Here is a 16,570-nt window from a genome sequence, read left to right as displayed (position 1 = left end):
AACGATTCAGTCGACCTGCGCCAAGCTCGCTATCCACGGTTCTCAACTGCGCTTACACTCAGAACAAGTTCCACCATGAATGTCTTTATCCAACACAAGTTCAAGCCGGTCGTAAAGTTGGCGGTCATGGCCGCAGCCTTGCTATGCGGAAACGCGATGGCGCAATCCAGCGCCACCTTGTATGGGATGGTCGACGCCTATGTTGGGGCCACCAAGGCACGCGGCGCTGACCGTGCCTATGGCGTCAACAGCGGCGGCATGCAAACCTCGTACTGGGGCGTCAAGGGCACAGAGGACCTTGGCAGCGGCCTCAAAGCGATCTTCGACCTCAACGGCTTCCTGCGCCCGGACACCGGCAAGCAGGGCCGCTTCGACGGCGACGCGCTGTTCACCCGCAATGCCTATGTCGGCCTGCAGGACGTGACGCTCGGCACGGTCAAGTTCGGGCGCAACACCACGCCCTACTTCATTTCGACCATCCTGTTCAACCCGCTGGTCGACTCCTTCGTGTTCTCGCCAGCGATCCTCCATACGTATTTCTCAGCAAGCAACGGCCGCCTGTACGATCCGGGCATCATCGGCGATTCAGGCTGGAGCAATTCCGTGGTGTACTCCACGCCAAACTTCGGCGGCCTCACCGCCAATGCGATGTATTCCTTCGGTGAGCAGGCTGGGAGCGTCGGCAAGAGCAAGTGGGGCGGCAACGTGCTCTACTTCAATGGAGCCTTCGCTGCAACGGTGGCCTTCCAGCAGGTTAAGTTCAATAGCGTACCGGGCGACGTGACCACGCCCGCAGCGCTGGCCGGCTTCGACAAGCAGAACGCCGTTCAGGCCGGCGCGAGCTACGACTTCAAGGTGATCAAGCTGTTCGCGCAGGGCCAGTACATCAAGAGTAGCGTCAACAATGCCACTGGCGCTATAACGCACACCAACGGCCAAGTTGGTGCCTCGGTACCGGTGGGCAACGGTAATGCGCTGGTCTCCTATGCTTACGACAAGACCAAGAACAATGTGGCGGACTTCAAACGCAACACGATCGGCTTCGCCTACGACTACAATCTGTCCAAGCGCACCGATGTCTATGTCGCGTACTTCTACGACAAGCTGAGCGGCCAGCCGCACGGCGACAGCTTTGGCGCAGGCGTGCGTCACCGGTTCTGATTCTGCGTTCCGCGCGAGCCGTGTAAGTGACAACGGCCGGTGCTTACTGGCCAGCCATTTCGCAATTGCGCTAGACGCATGAAGGGCATTGTCACGTTGAGGGATCCGTCGCGTAAGATGGCGCGATGAAGAAGACGAAATCGCTCTACTACGGCCAGAGGTGGCGCCGGGAATTCGGACAGTCGGATAAGTGGAAGAGCTGGGGCCTGAGTCGGCCATAATGGCTGGCAGAAAGGACCCAGAAGATGACGAAACGAAGCAGGCGCACCCACTCGGCCGCCTTCAAAGCGAAGGTCGCGCTGGCGGCGCTCAAGGGCGACAAGACGCTGGCAGAGCTGGCCCAGCAGTACGACGTGCATCCCAGCCAGATTACGGACTGGAAGCAGCAGTTGGTCGAACACGCGGTCGAGTTATTCGGTGGCGGCAAGACGGTGGCAAGCGAGCGAGCCACCAGTGGACCTGAAGGCGCTGCACGCCAAGATCGGCCAGTTGACACTGGAGAATGATTTTTGGAAGGCGCGCTCAGCAAAGCGGGATTGCTGAGCGGAAAGCGATGATCGACCGCATGCACGCATTGCCGGTGAGCCGGCAGGTCAAGTTGGTGGGCATCGCCCGGTCGAGCGCGTATTACAAGCCGAAGCCGGTCAGCGAGGCAGATCTGAAGCTGATGCGCCGAATCGATGAACTGCACCTGGAGCATCCGTTTGCGGGCGCACGCATGCTGGCCCGCCTGTTGCGTCGGGAGGGCATTCAGGTCGGCCGCCGGCACGTGAGTACGCTGATGAAGCGCATGGGCATCGAGGCGCTATACCGCCGGCCGAACACAAGCCGCAAGCACACAGCGCACAAGATCTGGCCGTACCTGCTGCGCGACCGCAAGATCGATCGGGCCAACCAGGTGTGGGCACTGGACACGACCTACATCCCGATGGCGCGGGGCTTCGTGTACCTAACGGCGGTGGTGGACTGGGCCAGCCGCAAAGTACTGGCCCACCGGGTGGCGATCACGCTGGAGAGCTGCCATGCAGTCGAGGCGCTGGAAGAGGCCTTCGCGAAATACGGCAAGCCGGAGATCGTCAACACCGACCAGGGTAGCCAGTTCACTGCGGCCGACTTCACCGATACTGTGCTCAGCCGCGGCATTGATCTGTCGATGGACGGCAAAGGCAGTTGGCGCGACAAGGCTTGCGTTTCACACTACACCTCCTCGCGGCGATCAGAGACGACGTCGGCAAGGCGACGCCGGCAGGACAGCTTGACCCCCTGTGCCTTTCGGGGTGGGTTATTGCCCGGTGGGTCATACAGGCACTCGTTCTTGTCGCTGTAGGCGTGACCACGGATCAGTCCGCGACGGTTCCATATCTTCACGCTCGTCGGCGTGACGTGCAGCGCGTCGGCCATCTCCTGCAGCGTCAGGAGACCCGCTTCGCGTAATCGATCATAGCGTGGCTTCAGACAGTAGTTGCGCTGCAGGCGTGCGACCATTTTTGCGTTGAAGGGCCTACCTGTGCCTGACGGGACGCCACGTTCGTTCAGGATATTCGCGATTTGCAGGACAGTATGGTGATTGAGCAGTTCGTCTATCTCCTTGATTACCATGGCAGGGGTGACCCATCGCTGCCACGATTTCAGCGGCAACGGCAGCCTGAGGGTCCGGTGAGCGCCGCCTTTGAAGCGGATCTGTGCGGTAACCTGCTGGTCCCGGTTTAGGGTGACGTCTTCCAGGAGCAGCCTGATCATGCGTTTGCGTTCCCGGTCGGGTGTGGCGGGATCACGCCATAGCCGGGGGAAGTTGGACGCCAGCGAGACGATGACGGCGCGCTGCTCATCCGTCAGAATACGCGCGTCCTGTTCGCGCCGACGCTGATATTCCTCGTTGGCCTCAGTCAGCGCTCGAAGCTTATGGTTCCAGTCTGCTTCGAGAGAATCGGCAACCAGCCGGTTCTCCGGATCGACGCGCATGTAGCGGCGCTGCGCCAGATCGGCTTCATACTGGGCGCGCTCCACCTGCTTGTGACGCAGACAGTCGGCTTCTTCAATGCGGGACTGGAGTTCGCGCTGAACCGCCAGGCTCACCTCAATAGCAAGCGGATTAAGCGCTTCGACGAGCAGTTCGCCAATGGCCTCGTCGATGGCAGCGCCGTGGATGCGCTGGCAGATCGGTTCAGCCTGCTCGATGCCATCGCGCTGGCAGACGTACTCGGGACACAGGCAGCCCTGGCGGCTGTGGTAACGAACCGTCATGCGGTTCCCGCATCGACCACAGACCACGAGTCCCTGAAGAAGGGCTGGACCCTCCCGCGGTGCGCCTCGGCGCCGATCGGCTCCGATCGCCTGGGCGCTCTCATGCAAACGCTTCTGATTCTGCTCATACTCTTCCCAGGACAGATAGCCGGCATGGGCGCCCGGAATCAGCGTATCCCACTCGTCCTGGGGGGCGCGAATCACACGCGTACGTCCCTCGACCGTCTTGCGAGTATGGCTGCGACCGTAGACGAACGCGCCGGCGTATCTCGGGTTGTGCAGAATACGCAGTACCTGACTATGAGCGAGGCGCCCCCACAACAATTCGCCCTTGTGGAGACCTTTGGCACACCGTCGCGGAAACGCCAACTCGAGGTGATGTGCGGCGCGCGCGGTGGCCATCGCCGACCCTGTACCACGGAAGGTGTCGAACAGCCACCTCAGGCAGTGCTGGACCTGCTGGTCCGGATCGAGAACGACCGCGCCTGCGGCGTTGTACACGAAGCCCACGGGCAGGCGCATCTGCAGTTCACCGCGCCTCGCTTTGCTTAGACCGAAGTTCACCAGCCGCCTGGGCGAGTTTCCCCTTTTGCGACAGGCACTTGTCGTGATTGCCGGGTTCCAGTTTCTGTCTACACGCGGATTTGCTGAAGCAACTCCAGAGCCTGCTTCTGTTTCGCGTTGGCCGTGGTGACGAGCTCGAACGTCGGCACTTCAGCGCCGGCGCTGGGTGTGCGGCAGGTGTTACGCACGATCGTGGCGAGTTCGGCCATCAAGCTCGAGAAGCTGTGCACGGGCGTGCCGTCGTCAAGTGTGTGGCGCGCCGCCTTGGCCAGCGCTGCCGCAGAGCGCACGGCAGGCGCCACCGGATCACGCGTGGCCTTGGCGGCCTGATCCGGGTCGGCGAACATCAGTTCGCGCCAAGCCTCGCGCATGTGCCATTCGACGTAGTAGGCCAGCATGCACAGCAGGATATGCGCACGCACCCGATCGGCCGTGCGGTGATGGATTGGCCGCACCTTCAGGTCCACCGTTTTTAGCGAACGGAACGCGCGCTCCACGTTGGCCAGAGCCTTGTAGTTGCGCACGCACTCGGCCGAGTCCATCTGCGCCGCACTCACCGAAGTGCGGATGATGTAGAGGCCGTCGAGCGCCGCCTCGCGGGCGATGCCCTCGCTCTTGCGGCTGAACGTGAAGGCCGCGTCGTCGATGCTCAGCGCAAAGTGCTTGGCCACCTTGTACTTGTCGATCACCTTGCCCACGCGCAGGCCGATCTGATCGCGCCCGGCAAGCTTGCCCGCCTGCACGCGGGCAACGATCGGCTGCAGGCACGCCTCGGTGGCCGCCAGCAACTCTTCTCGCTTGTGGGCACGTAGCCTGGCCAGTTCCGGATTGCGGCACGCCACCAGCCGCTCGCCCGGATAGTCCGGTGAACTCAGCTCCAGCAGATTGCGCTCGTCGAACAGGCCAAGCTGCAGTTGCCCTTGCTCGAGCAGCGGGCGGATCGAGGCGCTCTTGAGCGCGGTGATCCAGCCCAGGTCACCGCCCTCACGCATCTGGTCGATGGCCTTGCTGGAGATCATGCCGCGATCGCCCACCATGACCAATCGGGAGAGACCAAATTCCTCTTGCAGGCGCCGCACCTCGGGCATGAAGGTCTGGCTGTCGGCCACGTTGCCCTCATGCACCGACACCGCCACTGGGCAGCCGCGCGCATCGGTGAGCAAGCCGTAGTTGACCTGTAGCAGCCCCTTCTTGCCATCGCGGCTGTAGCCAAGCTTGGCCAGCGGGCAGGTGCTGCCCTCGAAGTAGCTGGAGCTCAGGTCATACAGCACCAGGCCACCGGCGCTCAAGTGGCGCGCGGCGAGCTTCTTCTGGATTGTGCCCTGGCGCGCGAGCAGCCAGTCCATGGCCGCGTACAGGTCGTTCTCGTTGGCCTCGGTCACGCCGAAGTCCTCCGCCAGGGTGCTGGTGTGCCACCCGCGCGTGGTGGCCAGCTTCGTGTGCGGCGCCGCGATGCGCGCGGCCACCATCGCCAGCACCAGGTCGCGCTCGCGCGAAGCCTTGGAGGCGATCAGCGAGGCAAAGCCCAGACGCTGCATGGCCGTGGCCACGGCCTGCACGTGGCCGTGAGCGCGCGAGCGTGTCACCTCGAACGCCTCGCCCAGCGGCACGAAGGTCTCGCCCTTGAGTGAGCGGCGGATGATCTCGATCAGTGCCTCGGGCAAGTGGGACAGGTTGCCCAGCGTCTCGTTCTTGACCACGCCGTCCTCGCGGTAACTGCGCCGCAACAGGTGGGTGCGATAGACCTGGTCCTTGTACTTGCGGGTCGTCGTAACGACGTGAGCGGTTCCGTTTCGTGCTGGCATAGCCAACAGAATAGGAGAAAACGCGCCAATGTCAAGTATTTTTAGTGACTACAAAATGAGGGCATCGAACGCCCCCCGATGAGCCGATTCCTCAATCAGGAAAAGGGCTTCGCGACGCCGCAGCCGCGGCGTCACCATGGAACTTCGGCTTAGAATGCCTCCTTGCAGGCGCGCCCGTAGCACGTGCAATTCGGCCTCGCTCATGGTGCCCTTGAGCCCCAATAGCAGTCGGTCGTTGAAGTGAGCAGGGTCGTATACGCCATCCTCGTCAAGGATCAATGTGTCGGTGAGTGCGCAAATCTCGAGCAGCCGATGCCAGTCGGTGGAGTTGCGCGCCAGGCGCGACACCTCCAAGCCGAGCACGATGCCGGCATGCCCCACACCAACTTCGGCGACCAGACGCTGGAATCCTTCGCGGTCCGCCGATGATGCCCCGGACTGGCCGAGGTCGCTATCAATCACAATAATGCGATCCTCTGACCACCCCAGGGCGACCGCTCGTTGGCGCAGCGCGTATTGGCGCTTGGTGCTCTCCGTGTTCTCGAACACCTGACGCAAGGTAGATTGCCGGATATACAGATAGGCGTTGCGCTTCAGATGGCTCGCCTGGACTTTCTGATGAGGATCGCTCTTCATGCTGCTGCCTCCTGACGCCGGTGTAAGAGCATTGAAGCCAGAATGAACGCATGCGGTTATACACAATTGTCCCCATCATCGACGACTCGTAATCCTCGCAAAGTCTTCGCAGCGACATGAACTTCTTTCAGGCCAAGCCAAATCGTCTTCACGCCGGGCTCCCCATCGCTCTTCCGGCCGAGGAAGCCGCCAAGGCGTGCAATCAGGCGAAGCACTTCATTCAGCGTTGGCTTAGCAGGCTGTTTGACACGGGTCAGCAGATAGGCGCCGCGTATTTCATCCGGGTCGAAGAACAAGTCAGCGTCCAGGTCCGGGCAAGTGCGTCCGAGCCGCATCAGATGCGCTATGCGCCAAGCGACGACCATGAACAGTGCCAAAGCGCGCTCAAGGCGTTCTATCGCCGACAACTGGAGCGCTTCAACGCGACAGGCGTTCTTCAGGATGTTGAACAGCGTCTCTATCTCCCAGCGCGCGCGGTACCAGTCAATAAGCTCAATCGCATCGTCCAGACTAGCTGCGCTGCGATTTGTCAGGAGGCGCCACTCGATTGGCTTGACGCCGGCAGGCGCATCAAACTCGCGTGCGACGATGCTCGTCGCCGCGACCGTCTTGCCCTTACCTGCTGGCAGATCAACCCGTTGCACCCAGAGTTGCTGACGCACGGTGCGGGCCTTGACGCCATGGCGCGATCCCATCGTGAAAGCGATCTCGCCAATAGGCTTGCCGCTGATGGTGCGCTGCCACAGCTTCTCGCCATCCGGCAGGCAGCGATTGTGGGCCGCACGTATGAGCCAGTCGGCGGGCGTACCGAGTTCTTGAGCATGCAGCATCAACGCCATCAAGTCGGCTTCGCGGTCTGCGACATAGACCAAGCGCGTGCTGGGGAGCTCCAGGGCCATTTCAGCGATGCGCTCGTAACCTTCAATCCAACGCAAGCTTTCCTTTGGCCCACCGCGTTTGCCGAATTTATCCCGCTTCTCACGCGCCCACATCCACGCGTCCAGCACACCAAGCGGTTCGCGTTGCGGCGTGACGGCGTAGGTCGGATGGAGATACATACCCCGCTGCGCCTCATAGCTCAGCGGCCCCAGACCGATAGCCCCTTGACCGTTAAAATCAAGTTCCGTCGTATCCTGAAGACACAGCACGACGGGTTCAGCCCCCATTCTCTGCCGGGTCTGCTGCCAGTGCGGCGCCAGAATATCGCGCCAGTCAACGCTGTCGTTGCCAAAGAAGCGATACGCTCCCATGGTCTCGCTCCAGCCGTGGCAAGCCTTCGGTACGCTGGCCATCGGATCGGCCGCAAATCGCTCCATCAACATCCTCGCTCGCTTGTCGAGGCGCGCATCACCGAGATCCAGGTGGGCAAACTCAGTCGCTGCCCAGTGTGTCGATTCAATCGTCAACGCGTCACCCAAAATGCGACAGTAAACGCGAGACTTAGAGAGTTTACAAGGGGCGCTTCAACTCGTTGAAAGTAAACGCTTTTCCCGGGCGCTCTGGTCGCTTTGGAAGGTCAGAGATGTGTAAAACCGCATGGAATGAACGTCGCCTCCTGATGCAGCGTGAAGGGGATGATCTCTGCCTCACCAGGCGGCGGCTGCCGCCGTACAACCGTGGTCGCGCACTGAGCCCATGCCTGCATCCACGCTCTCATGCCGCTGCGCATCAACAGCACGAGGCCCTGGCCGCGAGGAATCTCGCAGGGCAATCCAAGTGCCTGTTGCCTCAGATCTTCATAGCGCGGAATCAGTCCGTCATTGCACAGCGCACGATCCGGCAATGACACGGACGGCTTCGTTACGGTTTTTTTTGGCGCAGGAACTGCCGTTCGATACTGCGCGGATGAATCTGTACGCCGAAGTTCTGGCGTACCAGACTGGCCAATCGCTCCGCTCGCACCGTAGGCTCGGCAACCCGCGCCTGCCCCAGAAATTCGATCACTGCCGGAGTCAATTTGTGGCCGCTGCGCGGCCCGGTCTTCCGCGGAATTAAACCGGCCAGCCCACCCTGCTCGAAGGCCGCCTGAGCCTGATAGAACGACGGGCGGGAGAAACCGAACGCCTTGGCCGCTTCGCTGATCGACCACTTGTCCACGTGCACGGCACGCAGCATCTCGTACTTGACCTGCAGCAGATCGTGGGGATCGAAGAACTCTCTGTCCCGAAACAGAGGATGTGTCACGGCATCTGGACGAGGATTGAGGCTCGCCTCCTGCCGCAGTGCGCGGTGCTTGTCCTCTTTGCGTCGGTCTGTCGCCATGCACGACCCTCAAGAAACAGGCCAAATCATTGTAAATTTAATTATGTACCATATTTTAAAAGTTTCAAGCCAGAAGTCTTGAGTTCTTGCGGGAATCAGCCTTCCTAGTGCGAAAACACTTGTAGAGAGGTACCCACGGAAAACTTCATCCGGCATAGTTGACTTTACACAAGCGTCGTATTTAGCTTTACGCATCTTCGTGTTTGCTCATGGTTCCAGCGTGGCGATCAGTCGCCCGAGCTCCAGCAGCTCTTCCACGCGAAACAAGGCGCGTCCGGCAGCGACCACGTTGAATGGGTCCTCACCGACGACGCTCGTCCAACTGGCGGGCAGCGCCCGCAGTTGGCCATTCGCGTCGTGAAACCAGACCCTGTCCTCATGCCAGTTCTGGGCGTGAAGGACCAGTTCGAATTCTTGCAAATGAAGGGGATGGAACGGATGAGTTACCTGAAAACGTCGGCTTCCAGCGTCGCTCACGGGCGTAGTTGACTGCGAACTCCAACGCGATGTGCGAGGCCTTCTTCGCCACGCTCGAGTGCGAATTGCTGAACCGCTCGCACTTCGTCACGCACGACGCCGCCCGTCAGGCATTGTTTACCTGGATCGAGGGCTGGTACAACTTACATCGCCTGCACAGCGCCCTGGGCTATCGCTCCCCGCAGGAATTTGAAAAGCTATCTGTCGGTGTCAAGAATCCGTCGCGACACCGGGCCTACACCGCCCCATATCAAGGAGAAAACCCATCGACATAAAATTCCAATGCGGATCTGTCCATCAAAGCGGGGTAACCTCAGCCGGGGTCGTTGCCGCGGCCATCAGCCGGCAGCGGCGCCGCCTGACGCAGGGCATTGTCTTGGTCGCGCTGGCCTTTGCTTTTGCGACCTCGACTGCGGTCTTTAACGCCACCTACCACGCCCAGGCGCGCATCGATGCCGAGCTCACCAATGGCGCAGATGTCACCGTCACCGGGTCGACGCAGGTGCCCGCGTCAATCAGGCTCAAGGAGCTCGCCGGCCGGCTGGCGTCAGCGCTGCCCAGCCGATGCAGCACCGCCTTGCATACGTCGGCACCGATCTGCAGGACCTGTATGGGATCGACGCGACGCACATCGCGGCAGCGACAAGAATGTCGGACGCCTATTTCGAGAGCCGAGATGCCAGAGCAACGCTGGATCTGCTCGCGCGTACGCCCGATGGCATTCTTGTGTCGGAAGAGACCGTCAAGGATTTCCAACTCCGCCTGGGCGACGATTTTCAAAGCCCTTGGCCGAGCTCGAGCAACTCGGCCAAGGGCAGGTTCCGCGCGCGCCGTGTGATTGGCGTGGTTGTAGCGCGCACGCATTGCCACGATCGAGCGGCAGTTCGACGCCGCCGCGCAGGCCGAGGACCGCCAGCGTCACTGGCGCGCGATCAAGCTGCGCGCGCTGCGGGCACTGGCGCTGGAAGGCAGCGGCGCGATGGGGGGCGAGGCGACGTTCCTCGCGACGCTGCTCACACGGCTGGAGCCGGCGCGGCGGCATCGCCGCCCGACGCTGCCGCCGCAACGTGTACCGCCGCAGGCGGCTGCGCGCCGTGTTTTTCTGCGGATGCGCGCGCCTGCGCTGCGGCTATCGGGCCTTGATTTCCAATTTCTAAAGACCCCCCTACCGAGATATTGACACCCCGCTGGGCTGTGCCCGTCAGAAAGTGATCGGCAAGCGCACATTGACCTGCAGGTCGGGCGTGTCGCGGGTCAGCCCCGCGCCCACCGACAGGTTGAGCGTATAGCGGTTGTTGAAGCGGTACGAATAACCCACCAGCAGGGTGCCCTGCGTCAGGCGCACCGAGCCAGGAACCGTCTGCCCGTTTTGCTTGGTCGGCCAGATGATGCTCTGGTCGTAGCCGATACTAAACGACGAATGCTCGTTGAGCGAGAGGCCCATGCCGAAACTGAACCCGAAGATGTCCCCCGGCGCGATCTTGCCGAGGAACTCCTTCTCGCCATTCAGCACAGTACGGCTGACATTGTTGCGGGCGAAGTTATGCAGATAGCTGAAGGTACCAAAGAACACCGCCGGATCGGTCGGCAGCAGCCATGTCATCCCAGGCTGGATCGCCTGGAAGCCAGTGCCGGTCGGCAGGCCCAGCGGCTGGCCGGTACCCGTGATATTCCCAATGCAGCGCGTCACGCAATCGGTCACGACCTCGAACGGATCCTTGCCGGTATTGGACTTATAGCGCAACCAGCCGACGAAGAACGGCAACCTTTCATTGCCATAGTTGAGCTGGTATCGAACCGTGGCCTCGACGTCGCCGAGCCCCTTGCCGCTGGCATTGAATACGTTGTTGGTTGTGGAAGGCTGGAAAATCTCCCGGCTGACCGTTGAGCCGGAGACCTGCACGTAGGGCACCCTGGCCTCGATCTCGAGCCGCTTGGTCACGCCGTAGCGCAAGGCAATCGATTCGATATAAGTCGAGGTCTTGACCTCGCGCACATCCAGCAATCCGATCAGGATGGCCGGAATGACGGTGAAGCCAACCAGCGCAACACGGTTGTTGGACGAATAGCCGTACTGGAAGCCGGGCTCGACAATGAGCTTCCCGGCCCCTGTCAACACGCCAGGCTGGTCGAAAATCGGGGCAATTTCGGGCGGCCGCGTCTCGCGCTCGGGCGGCTTGCCTACCGGCTCCCCGGTGGATCCGGCCACGGTCTGTGGATCGGCGGACTCCCCCTGCTGCGGCTGGCCTTCTTGCGGCTGCGCAACCATCTGGGGAGGCTGCTGGTCAGCCGGCTGGGGCGCGCCGGTCCCCACGGGCACCGCCTGCGAGGCGCTAGCCCCGGCGGCGGCAGTCGCCGCCGCGGTTGCAGCATCCGAAGGTGTGATGGCTGGCCCCGCTCGCTGTCCGCCACGCTTGCGCGCCAGCACGTCCGTGCCGATCACGCTGCGCAACTCGCGGATGGTAGCTTCCTGCTCCGCCAGCGCCCGCTTCATCGCCTCCAGTTGCGCGGCCTGGTCGGCCATCTCCTTCTGCAAGGACTCGAGCCCGGCGGCCGGCGGCCCGGCATCGGGCAGCGTCTGGGCTTGCGCAAGCCCACCGAGCAATAGCAAGGTCGAGCACCCGGCGTTACGGATGCCCTGCATCGACCGCTTCTTCATGTCGTCTTCCTCCCCCGGGACGGCAGACTGGTTGTGCAGGCGCCTGCTACCTCCTGCGCTTCGCTATGGCTTGCTCTACCTCATGCTGGCGGCGCGCAGCAGCGCGCTGTTCAGCGTTGCGTTGGCCAACTGTGACCGGAATGCCTGTAGCGTATTCACGCCCGCATCGATTGTAGTCAGGATCCGGAAGCTCTGGTTGTCCAATGTGTTCTGAATCACTGTCGCCGGCGCTCCCGCCAGCGTGCCTACAGCCGCGGAATTACCGGGACCGTTCTGGACAACGTTCAGCACGCCGTTGGTGACGACCTGGCCTGTGCCTGCACCTGTGACAATCGTAGTCACCGGCGTGCCGGCAGTGGCCGGGTTGCTCGCGGGCGAGTTGTTCACGGCGGCTTGTGTCGCGTTCACGATCGACGGCCCAAGCGCTGCTGCCAGCTTTGCCGCCTGGTCGGCCGTGATCTTGCTGACATCCGGAATGGTAATGCTGGTTGCAACCGCCAGGGTGCCATTGATGAACACCATGCGTTCGATACCGAACGAAACCTGCAGCCCCCCAACATCAAAGCCGCCGCGCATTTCATCCAGCTGTTCATTTGCGACCGGTTTCCAGCCGGCCATTGCGCCGCGCGCGGTGGCGGTGCGTGGGTTGTCTTCCTTTGCATCCAGTGAGGCCAGCACGGCCTGCACCGGGGAGGCAGCCGCGTCGAGAGCGTCAGGCAAAGGCTGCTCGCCGGCGTGCGCCATGCCCGCGCCAAGCAGCATCGCCATGGTCATCGACCCGACCGCGCTGCGTCGGCAGACAGCCGGATGCGACGCGTATATTTGGAGCATGATGGTTTCTCAGAAATCGCTACTGCCATGCGCAGGCATGACAGTGAAGAACAAGCTGTCCCGATTTACTCCCATCCAGTACGGGCCAGTCGGCGCCACGCGCCAGTCGGCGTACTGGTTGAAACGAGCCATCTCCATGCGGTTATGGATCACGAACAGCAAGCGACTGTCCCAGATACGCTTGAAGTGTTCGCGCGACAGCGCACGCGTACCCAAGGCAGGATCACCGACCAGGACGCGGTTGCCCTGCACGCCCTTCACCACCACGAAGTGATGGTATCCATTCTCGACCACCAGCACAATTGCGGGGATCTGCGTTTCCTCCAGCTTGGAAAGGGGCAGTTCGTAACCGTCGGCCAGGAAGCCGCGCGACGCAAGGAAGCGCTTCATGTCAAGCAGGGAAAATCCTTCCCTCTGGATTTTGGCCTGCTCGCCACGGGCGTACATTTCCTGAAACACTTCCTGTTCGGAAACAGGCTGTCCATATTGAAAGGTCAGCAGGGTCGCTACCGCCGCCGAACCGCAACTGAAATCGTACTGCTGGCGGATGGTGGTCTTGAAGCGCGCCTCCCTCAAGCTCGTGACCTGCATGCGGTAGTTGCCGCCCGCATCCCGTACGAGGCTTTCCGCGGCCTGTGCCGCGGGCGCGCCGCCGGCACAGACCAGGAGCAGGGCAGACGACAGTAGGAGCCTGCGCGGTGTCATGGCTTGAACTGTATGTTGACGATGGTCGAGTTCTGGATCAGTACATTGGCCCCGCTGTTCTGAACAACGCTAACGAGGCCGTTTGCTCCGGCAAACGAGCCGCCAGTGATGACATTGTCCCCAGTGCGCACGTTTCGTGCACTGTTGTTGGCCACGTTGCCGCGCACGTTTATATCGTTTTCGACCTGGTCAGCGCCACCGCGAGCACTGGCAAGCCTTTCAACGTTAACCGGTGCGCCGAAGCCACCGGGCGCGCTGAGTCCCGCCCGCGCCGGTTCGGCTGGCAGTGGCTCGGCGTGAAGCGGCAGGCCATGCCAGAGCAGGAATACTATCGACAATGCGCCGATGCGAAGCGAGTGCATGGTGTCGCCCCCTTCTGTTTTTCGAGCTGAGTCTCTTGGTCTTTCGTGCCCCGGCAAGCCGGCTGCGCCGAAATCAGTCAGGCGTCCAGTGAGACGGGAAACCGTTGGCGTGCCCGGACCCGCGCGAGGCAAGCCGGTAAGGCCGCGGTCCCCCGTCTGATGACGTGCGTATTGCCGGTCAGGTGCCGCATTGCGGCCGGCACCGCGCGGGCCGGCCATCCGCCCGCCCCGCGCGGTGCCGACGCAACCGCTAGTTACCCACCTTGAAGTTTGCCTGCACGGTAACAGCCTGCTGGGTAAGCGACCCGATGGCGTTCTGGCTAACCATCGTGATGCCCGCGGCACCGGCCCCGACGCTCGTCATATTGTTCGACATGTCGAAGATGCCGGCATGGGCAAAAGTCCCACCGCCACTGCCGCCGGCGCCGCCATTACCGCCGGTGGCATTACCTGCATTGCCGCCGTTTCCGCCTTCGCTGCCTTCGCCACCTCTTGTGGCAATCTTGCCGCCGTTGCCCCCTGTGGAATCCCCACCATTAGCGGCCAAGCCGCCGTCGCCACCTCGGCCACCTTTGGTGATAATCCGGTGGCGGCCGCCGCTGGCATCGCCCTCATTATAGGCATAGCCGCCCTCATCGCCTCGGCCGCCCTTGGTGACAATCTTGCCGCCCTTGCCTCCGGTGGAATCGCCCTCGTTATAGGCATCGCCGCCATCTCCGCCGCGAGCGCCGCGGCCGCCTCTGCTTACAGCCCTCCCACCGTCACCGCCGGAGCCGCCGTTGGCGCTGCCATTGTTCGTGGGGTCGTTTCCGAGGTCCCCCAACGTAACGTTGGACACCGTACCGTTCAGCGTTGTGGTCGCAACCGCTTTGTAGCTAGCCCATGACGCCGACGAATATTCAGCGGCGTTGGCACCCTTCGTGCTCGACTGATCGATGTCCACCTTGTTCTTTTCGCACTCCCCCCCGCCTGAAATGGTAGAGCCCGCGCATGGGTTCGCCATTGCCTGCCCTGAAAAACCGAAGGCAGCCAGAATGACCGCCGAGGCTAGTAGAGTCTTCTTCATGATGAGTTGCTCCCAGGAAATTTGTGACACCGACTACAGGCGGTAGTCAGGCTCACCTTCGGCACCCTGCCGAGGCAGTCGACGCTTGAGCATAATCGGTGCCAGCTTCGCCACCGACGGCGGAAAACTCTTGTAATTCAAGGCTTGGCAAGTCGTCACACGGGAACTTTTGCGTGCCAAGCCGGTACCAGCAATAGCTGCCTCGGGGTGGGCGACGCGCGAGTGTCACGGCGACGTAACACGGGATTCCGCCTGTTGCAATGCCGGCCTGCGTCGGCTGCAGAAAAAACCCCTGATATTTGGCGGCGTCTTAAAGACGGGGCCGATAACTACCTCATGCGCCTGGTGTGTATCAACGTTGAAACAGCCCGCCGTCATCGCAACCGCAGAGAAGTACCAGCGGGTCGGCGCAGGAGAGGGGGGACGTGTGATGCTGCCGGGTCTGGCCGGCCCGGCGCTCACCTGTGTAGAGGCCAGGGAGATCGGAGCGCCCGCCGGCGTCAAGCCAGTGGTTTGGCGGCTGTTGACGAACCGGCAAGCGCAGGATGCCGATGCTGTCATCGAGCTGGTTGATTGGTATCGGGCCCGGTGGGAGGTCGCTACGTCCTGAAGACCGGCTGCAAGGTCGAAGCGCTGCAGCTGTCGCACATGGATCGTGTGGAGCGGGCCTTGGCGTTGTGGTAGTGGCGTGGCGCATTGCCCGATTGATGCGGTTAGTGGCGGGGCGGGGTTCCTTGGGCGCAAGAGCGACGGCGAGCCCGGCGCCAAGACGATCTGGATCGGCATCAACGAACCATGGATGCAGCACTCACCATTCAGGCATTGCGGGAAGAAATCGGGTAAGAGGACGGCGTTACCGCGATCCCCTCCCCAAAGAACCGCCCAAGCGACTTTCACCGCAAGCGGCTCGCGCATAGCTAAAGCACCTTTTAACCGATGCCGGTCGTGCCATGCAACACAAGACCTTCGCTCACGTCATATCGTTGGCCCATCTCATCGCTGAGACGGGGACGCTGAACTGCCGTAAGAACAGTCTCTTCCAAGCTGCCCCACCTCGGACCTTAGATACTGGTTTGCGACAGCTACACCTCGCGCAAGTCTGCACCCTTTCGGGTCGGGGCAAAGTTTGAACCCCTATGCGAACCATTACAGTCCGCCATTCGCTTTCTGCGCGTTCTCTTACCCGCACAACCCACAGCGGTCCTTGCGGTTCGCCTGCCCAAGTCAATCTAGCACCTCGGCAGCTGTACGGGCTTACCACGTTCCCATTGTTGCCGACCTCGGTCATATCCTCTGACCCGAGGCCTATCCGTTTAGCGCCCGCCTCTCCCCCGGCCGCCCCGATGACGACGTGCTCCCATCACGAAAAAGAGCAACCGGCGGCGCACCTTTTTGGTCCAGGCCTGACAGCCATTAAGCCCGTCACAGATTACGAGGTTTATCGGCGATTCACTTCCGTTGCGCATGCGGAACTTGCCTGGCCTTCACACCGCCTGCGGCTGGCAGTGTCACCCACTCCCGTCGCCGGGATGGGCTGCTGATCGCGAAGTACTTTGTCCCCGGAGCTTCACACCCCGCCGTTACCAGCGACGCATGTCCGGGTAGGCAACTGCTGGTCGTACAGCAGGTCACGACACGTAGCTGCCGTGCGTGACAAGACAACAACGAGCTTTGCCACCCGCTACAACTTCACTGCCAACACGCCGCGGGCAAGCAGCACGTGTCGCACTCATGACTTCCGTATAACGAGATGAGTTCTTAATGTCTGCGCTCAATTCGCGTCGCCTGTTTGTCCCGT

Annotated in this window: 13 protein-coding genes and 4 pseudogenes; 4 read left to right on the top strand and 13 right to left on the bottom strand. The window is 61.9% G+C overall.

Annotated elements, in window-relative coordinates; all coding sequences use genetic code 11:
* Positions 1–87 precede the first annotated feature (87 nt).
* Both RS901_RS35760 and RS901_RS35755 read left to right on the top strand, forming a co-directional pair.
* Positions 88–1,161 carry a porin gene (locus tag RS901_RS35760; RefSeq protein ID WP_410054261.1) on the top strand — a complete coding sequence of 358 codons (1,074 nt, stop codon included), beginning with the start codon at positions 88–90 and terminating at the stop codon, positions 1,159–1,161.
* Positions 1,162–1,406: 245 nt separating this feature from the next.
* A pseudogene (locus RS901_RS35755) lies at positions 1,407–2,383 on the top strand (IS3 family transposase); the annotation flags it as partial.
* On the opposite strand, the gene RS901_RS35750 reads toward RS901_RS35755, so the two are convergent.
* From RS901_RS35750 to RS901_RS35720, 7 genes and pseudogenes are all read right to left on the bottom strand, one after another.
* On the bottom strand, positions 2,359–3,927 hold the full coding sequence (locus tag RS901_RS35750) for a recombinase family protein (protein WP_316157384.1): 1,569 nt from the start codon (positions 3,925–3,927) through the stop codon (positions 2,359–2,361). The pseudogene RS901_RS35755 and the gene RS901_RS35750 overlap by 25 nt on opposite strands.
* Before the next feature lie 110 nt (positions 3,928–4,037).
* Positions 4,038–5,774, bottom strand: a complete 1,737-nt coding sequence (locus tag RS901_RS35745; protein WP_316157383.1) for an IS1634 family transposase — start codon at positions 5,772–5,774, stop codon at positions 4,038–4,040.
* Positions 5,775–5,915: 141 nt separating this feature from the next.
* Positions 5,916–6,410, bottom strand: a pseudogene (locus RS901_RS35740) (recombinase family protein); the annotation flags it as partial.
* 56 nt (positions 6,411–6,466) lie between these two features.
* Entirely contained in the window at positions 6,467–7,816 is a 1,350-nt protein-coding gene (locus RS901_RS35735; protein WP_425476451.1) for an IS4 family transposase, read from the bottom strand.
* 110 nt (positions 7,817–7,926) lie between these two features.
* Positions 7,927–8,199 (bottom strand): hypothetical protein, encoded by a 273-nt coding sequence (locus tag RS901_RS35730; RefSeq protein WP_316157382.1) that lies wholly within the window; start codon positions 8,197–8,199, stop codon positions 7,927–7,929.
* Positions 8,200–8,210: 11 nt separating this feature from the next.
* The gene (locus tag RS901_RS35725; RefSeq protein ID WP_316157381.1) at positions 8,211–8,672 is read right to left on the bottom strand and encodes a helix-turn-helix domain-containing protein; all 462 of its coding nucleotides are present in this window, start codon (positions 8,670–8,672) and stop codon (positions 8,211–8,213) included.
* Positions 8,673–8,879: 207 nt separating this feature from the next.
* Positions 8,880–9,149, bottom strand: coding sequence for a DUF5372 family protein (locus RS901_RS35720; RefSeq protein WP_316149634.1), 270 nt, complete (start codon positions 9,147–9,149; stop codon positions 8,880–8,882).
* A gap of 14 nt (positions 9,150–9,163) precedes the next feature.
* Between RS901_RS35720 and RS901_RS35715 the strand changes: the two are divergent.
* Positions 9,164–9,346: pseudogene (locus RS901_RS35715) on the top strand (integrase core domain-containing protein); the annotation flags it as partial.
* A gap of 232 nt (positions 9,347–9,578) precedes the next feature.
* On the opposite strand, the gene RS901_RS35710 reads toward RS901_RS35715, so the two are convergent.
* The 6 genes from RS901_RS35710 to RS901_RS35685 all read right to left on the bottom strand — a co-directional run bounded on the left by RS901_RS35710 (position 9,579) and on the right by RS901_RS35685 (position 14,772).
* Positions 9,579–9,929 (bottom strand): hypothetical protein, encoded by a 351-nt coding sequence (locus RS901_RS35710; protein ID WP_316157380.1) that lies wholly within the window; start codon positions 9,927–9,929, stop codon positions 9,579–9,581.
* Between the two features lie 421 nt (positions 9,930–10,350).
* Positions 10,351–11,808 (bottom strand): acetate kinase, encoded by a 1,458-nt coding sequence (locus tag RS901_RS35705; protein ID WP_316157379.1) that lies wholly within the window; start codon positions 11,806–11,808, stop codon positions 10,351–10,353.
* Between the two features lie 75 nt (positions 11,809–11,883).
* Positions 11,884–12,639 carry a flagellin gene (locus RS901_RS35700; RefSeq protein ID WP_316157378.1) on the bottom strand — a complete coding sequence of 252 codons (756 nt, stop codon included), beginning with the start codon at positions 12,637–12,639 and terminating at the stop codon, positions 11,884–11,886.
* A 9-nt stretch (positions 12,640–12,648) separates the two neighbouring features.
* Positions 12,649–13,344, bottom strand: coding sequence for a C39 family peptidase (locus RS901_RS35695; protein WP_316157377.1), 696 nt, complete (start codon positions 13,342–13,344; stop codon positions 12,649–12,651).
* The gene (locus RS901_RS35690; protein WP_316149637.1) at positions 13,341–13,706 is read right to left on the bottom strand and encodes a hypothetical protein; all 366 of its coding nucleotides are present in this window, start codon (positions 13,704–13,706) and stop codon (positions 13,341–13,343) included. Before RS901_RS35690 ends, RS901_RS35695 begins: the two co-directional genes overlap by 4 nt.
* 250 nt (positions 13,707–13,956) lie before the next feature.
* Positions 13,957–14,772, bottom strand: coding sequence for a hypothetical protein (locus tag RS901_RS35685; protein ID WP_316157376.1), 816 nt, complete (start codon positions 14,770–14,772; stop codon positions 13,957–13,959).
* A 424-nt stretch (positions 14,773–15,196) separates the two neighbouring features.
* Between RS901_RS35685 and RS901_RS35680 the strand changes: the two are divergent.
* Positions 15,197–15,615 (top strand): annotated as a pseudogene (locus RS901_RS35680) (IS4 family transposase); the annotation flags it as partial.
* Positions 15,616–16,570 lie beyond the last annotated feature (955 nt).

The organism is Cupriavidus sp. BIC8F (genome assembly GCF_032465815.1).
GTDB lineage: Bacteria > Pseudomonadota > Gammaproteobacteria > Burkholderiales > Burkholderiaceae > Cupriavidus > Cupriavidus necator.
This window is presented reverse-complemented; position numbering and strand designations above follow the sequence as displayed.

What these genes read in the sequence shown, in the direction of transcription:
- RS901_RS35690 (WP_316149637.1), bottom strand. Translation starts at nt 13,706, where the DNA reads ATGCACTCGCTTCGCATCGGCGCATTGTCGATAGTATTCCTGCTCTGG.
- RS901_RS35700 (WP_316157378.1), bottom strand. Translation starts at nt 12,639, where the DNA reads ATGCTCCAAATATACGCGTCGCATCCGGCTGTCTGCCGACGCAGCGCG.
- RS901_RS35695 (WP_316157377.1), bottom strand. Translation starts at nt 13,344, where the DNA reads ATGACACCGCGCAGGCTCCTACTGTCGTCTGCCCTGCTCCTGGTCTGT.
- RS901_RS35750 (WP_316157384.1), bottom strand. Translation starts at nt 3,927, where the DNA reads ATGCGCCTGCCCGTGGGCTTCGTGTACAACGCCGCAGGCGCGGTCGTT.
- RS901_RS35685 (WP_316157376.1), bottom strand. Translation starts at nt 14,772, where the DNA reads ATGAAGAAGACTCTACTAGCCTCGGCGGTCATTCTGGCTGCCTTCGGT.
- RS901_RS35745 (WP_316157383.1), bottom strand. Translation starts at nt 5,774, where the DNA reads ATGCCAGCACGAAACGGAACCGCTCACGTCGTTACGACGACCCGCAAG.
- RS901_RS35705 (WP_316157379.1), bottom strand. Translation starts at nt 11,808, where the DNA reads ATGAAGAAGCGGTCGATGCAGGGCATCCGTAACGCCGGGTGCTCGACC.
- RS901_RS35725 (WP_316157381.1), bottom strand. Translation starts at nt 8,672, where the DNA reads ATGGCGACAGACCGACGCAAAGAGGACAAGCACCGCGCACTGCGGCAG.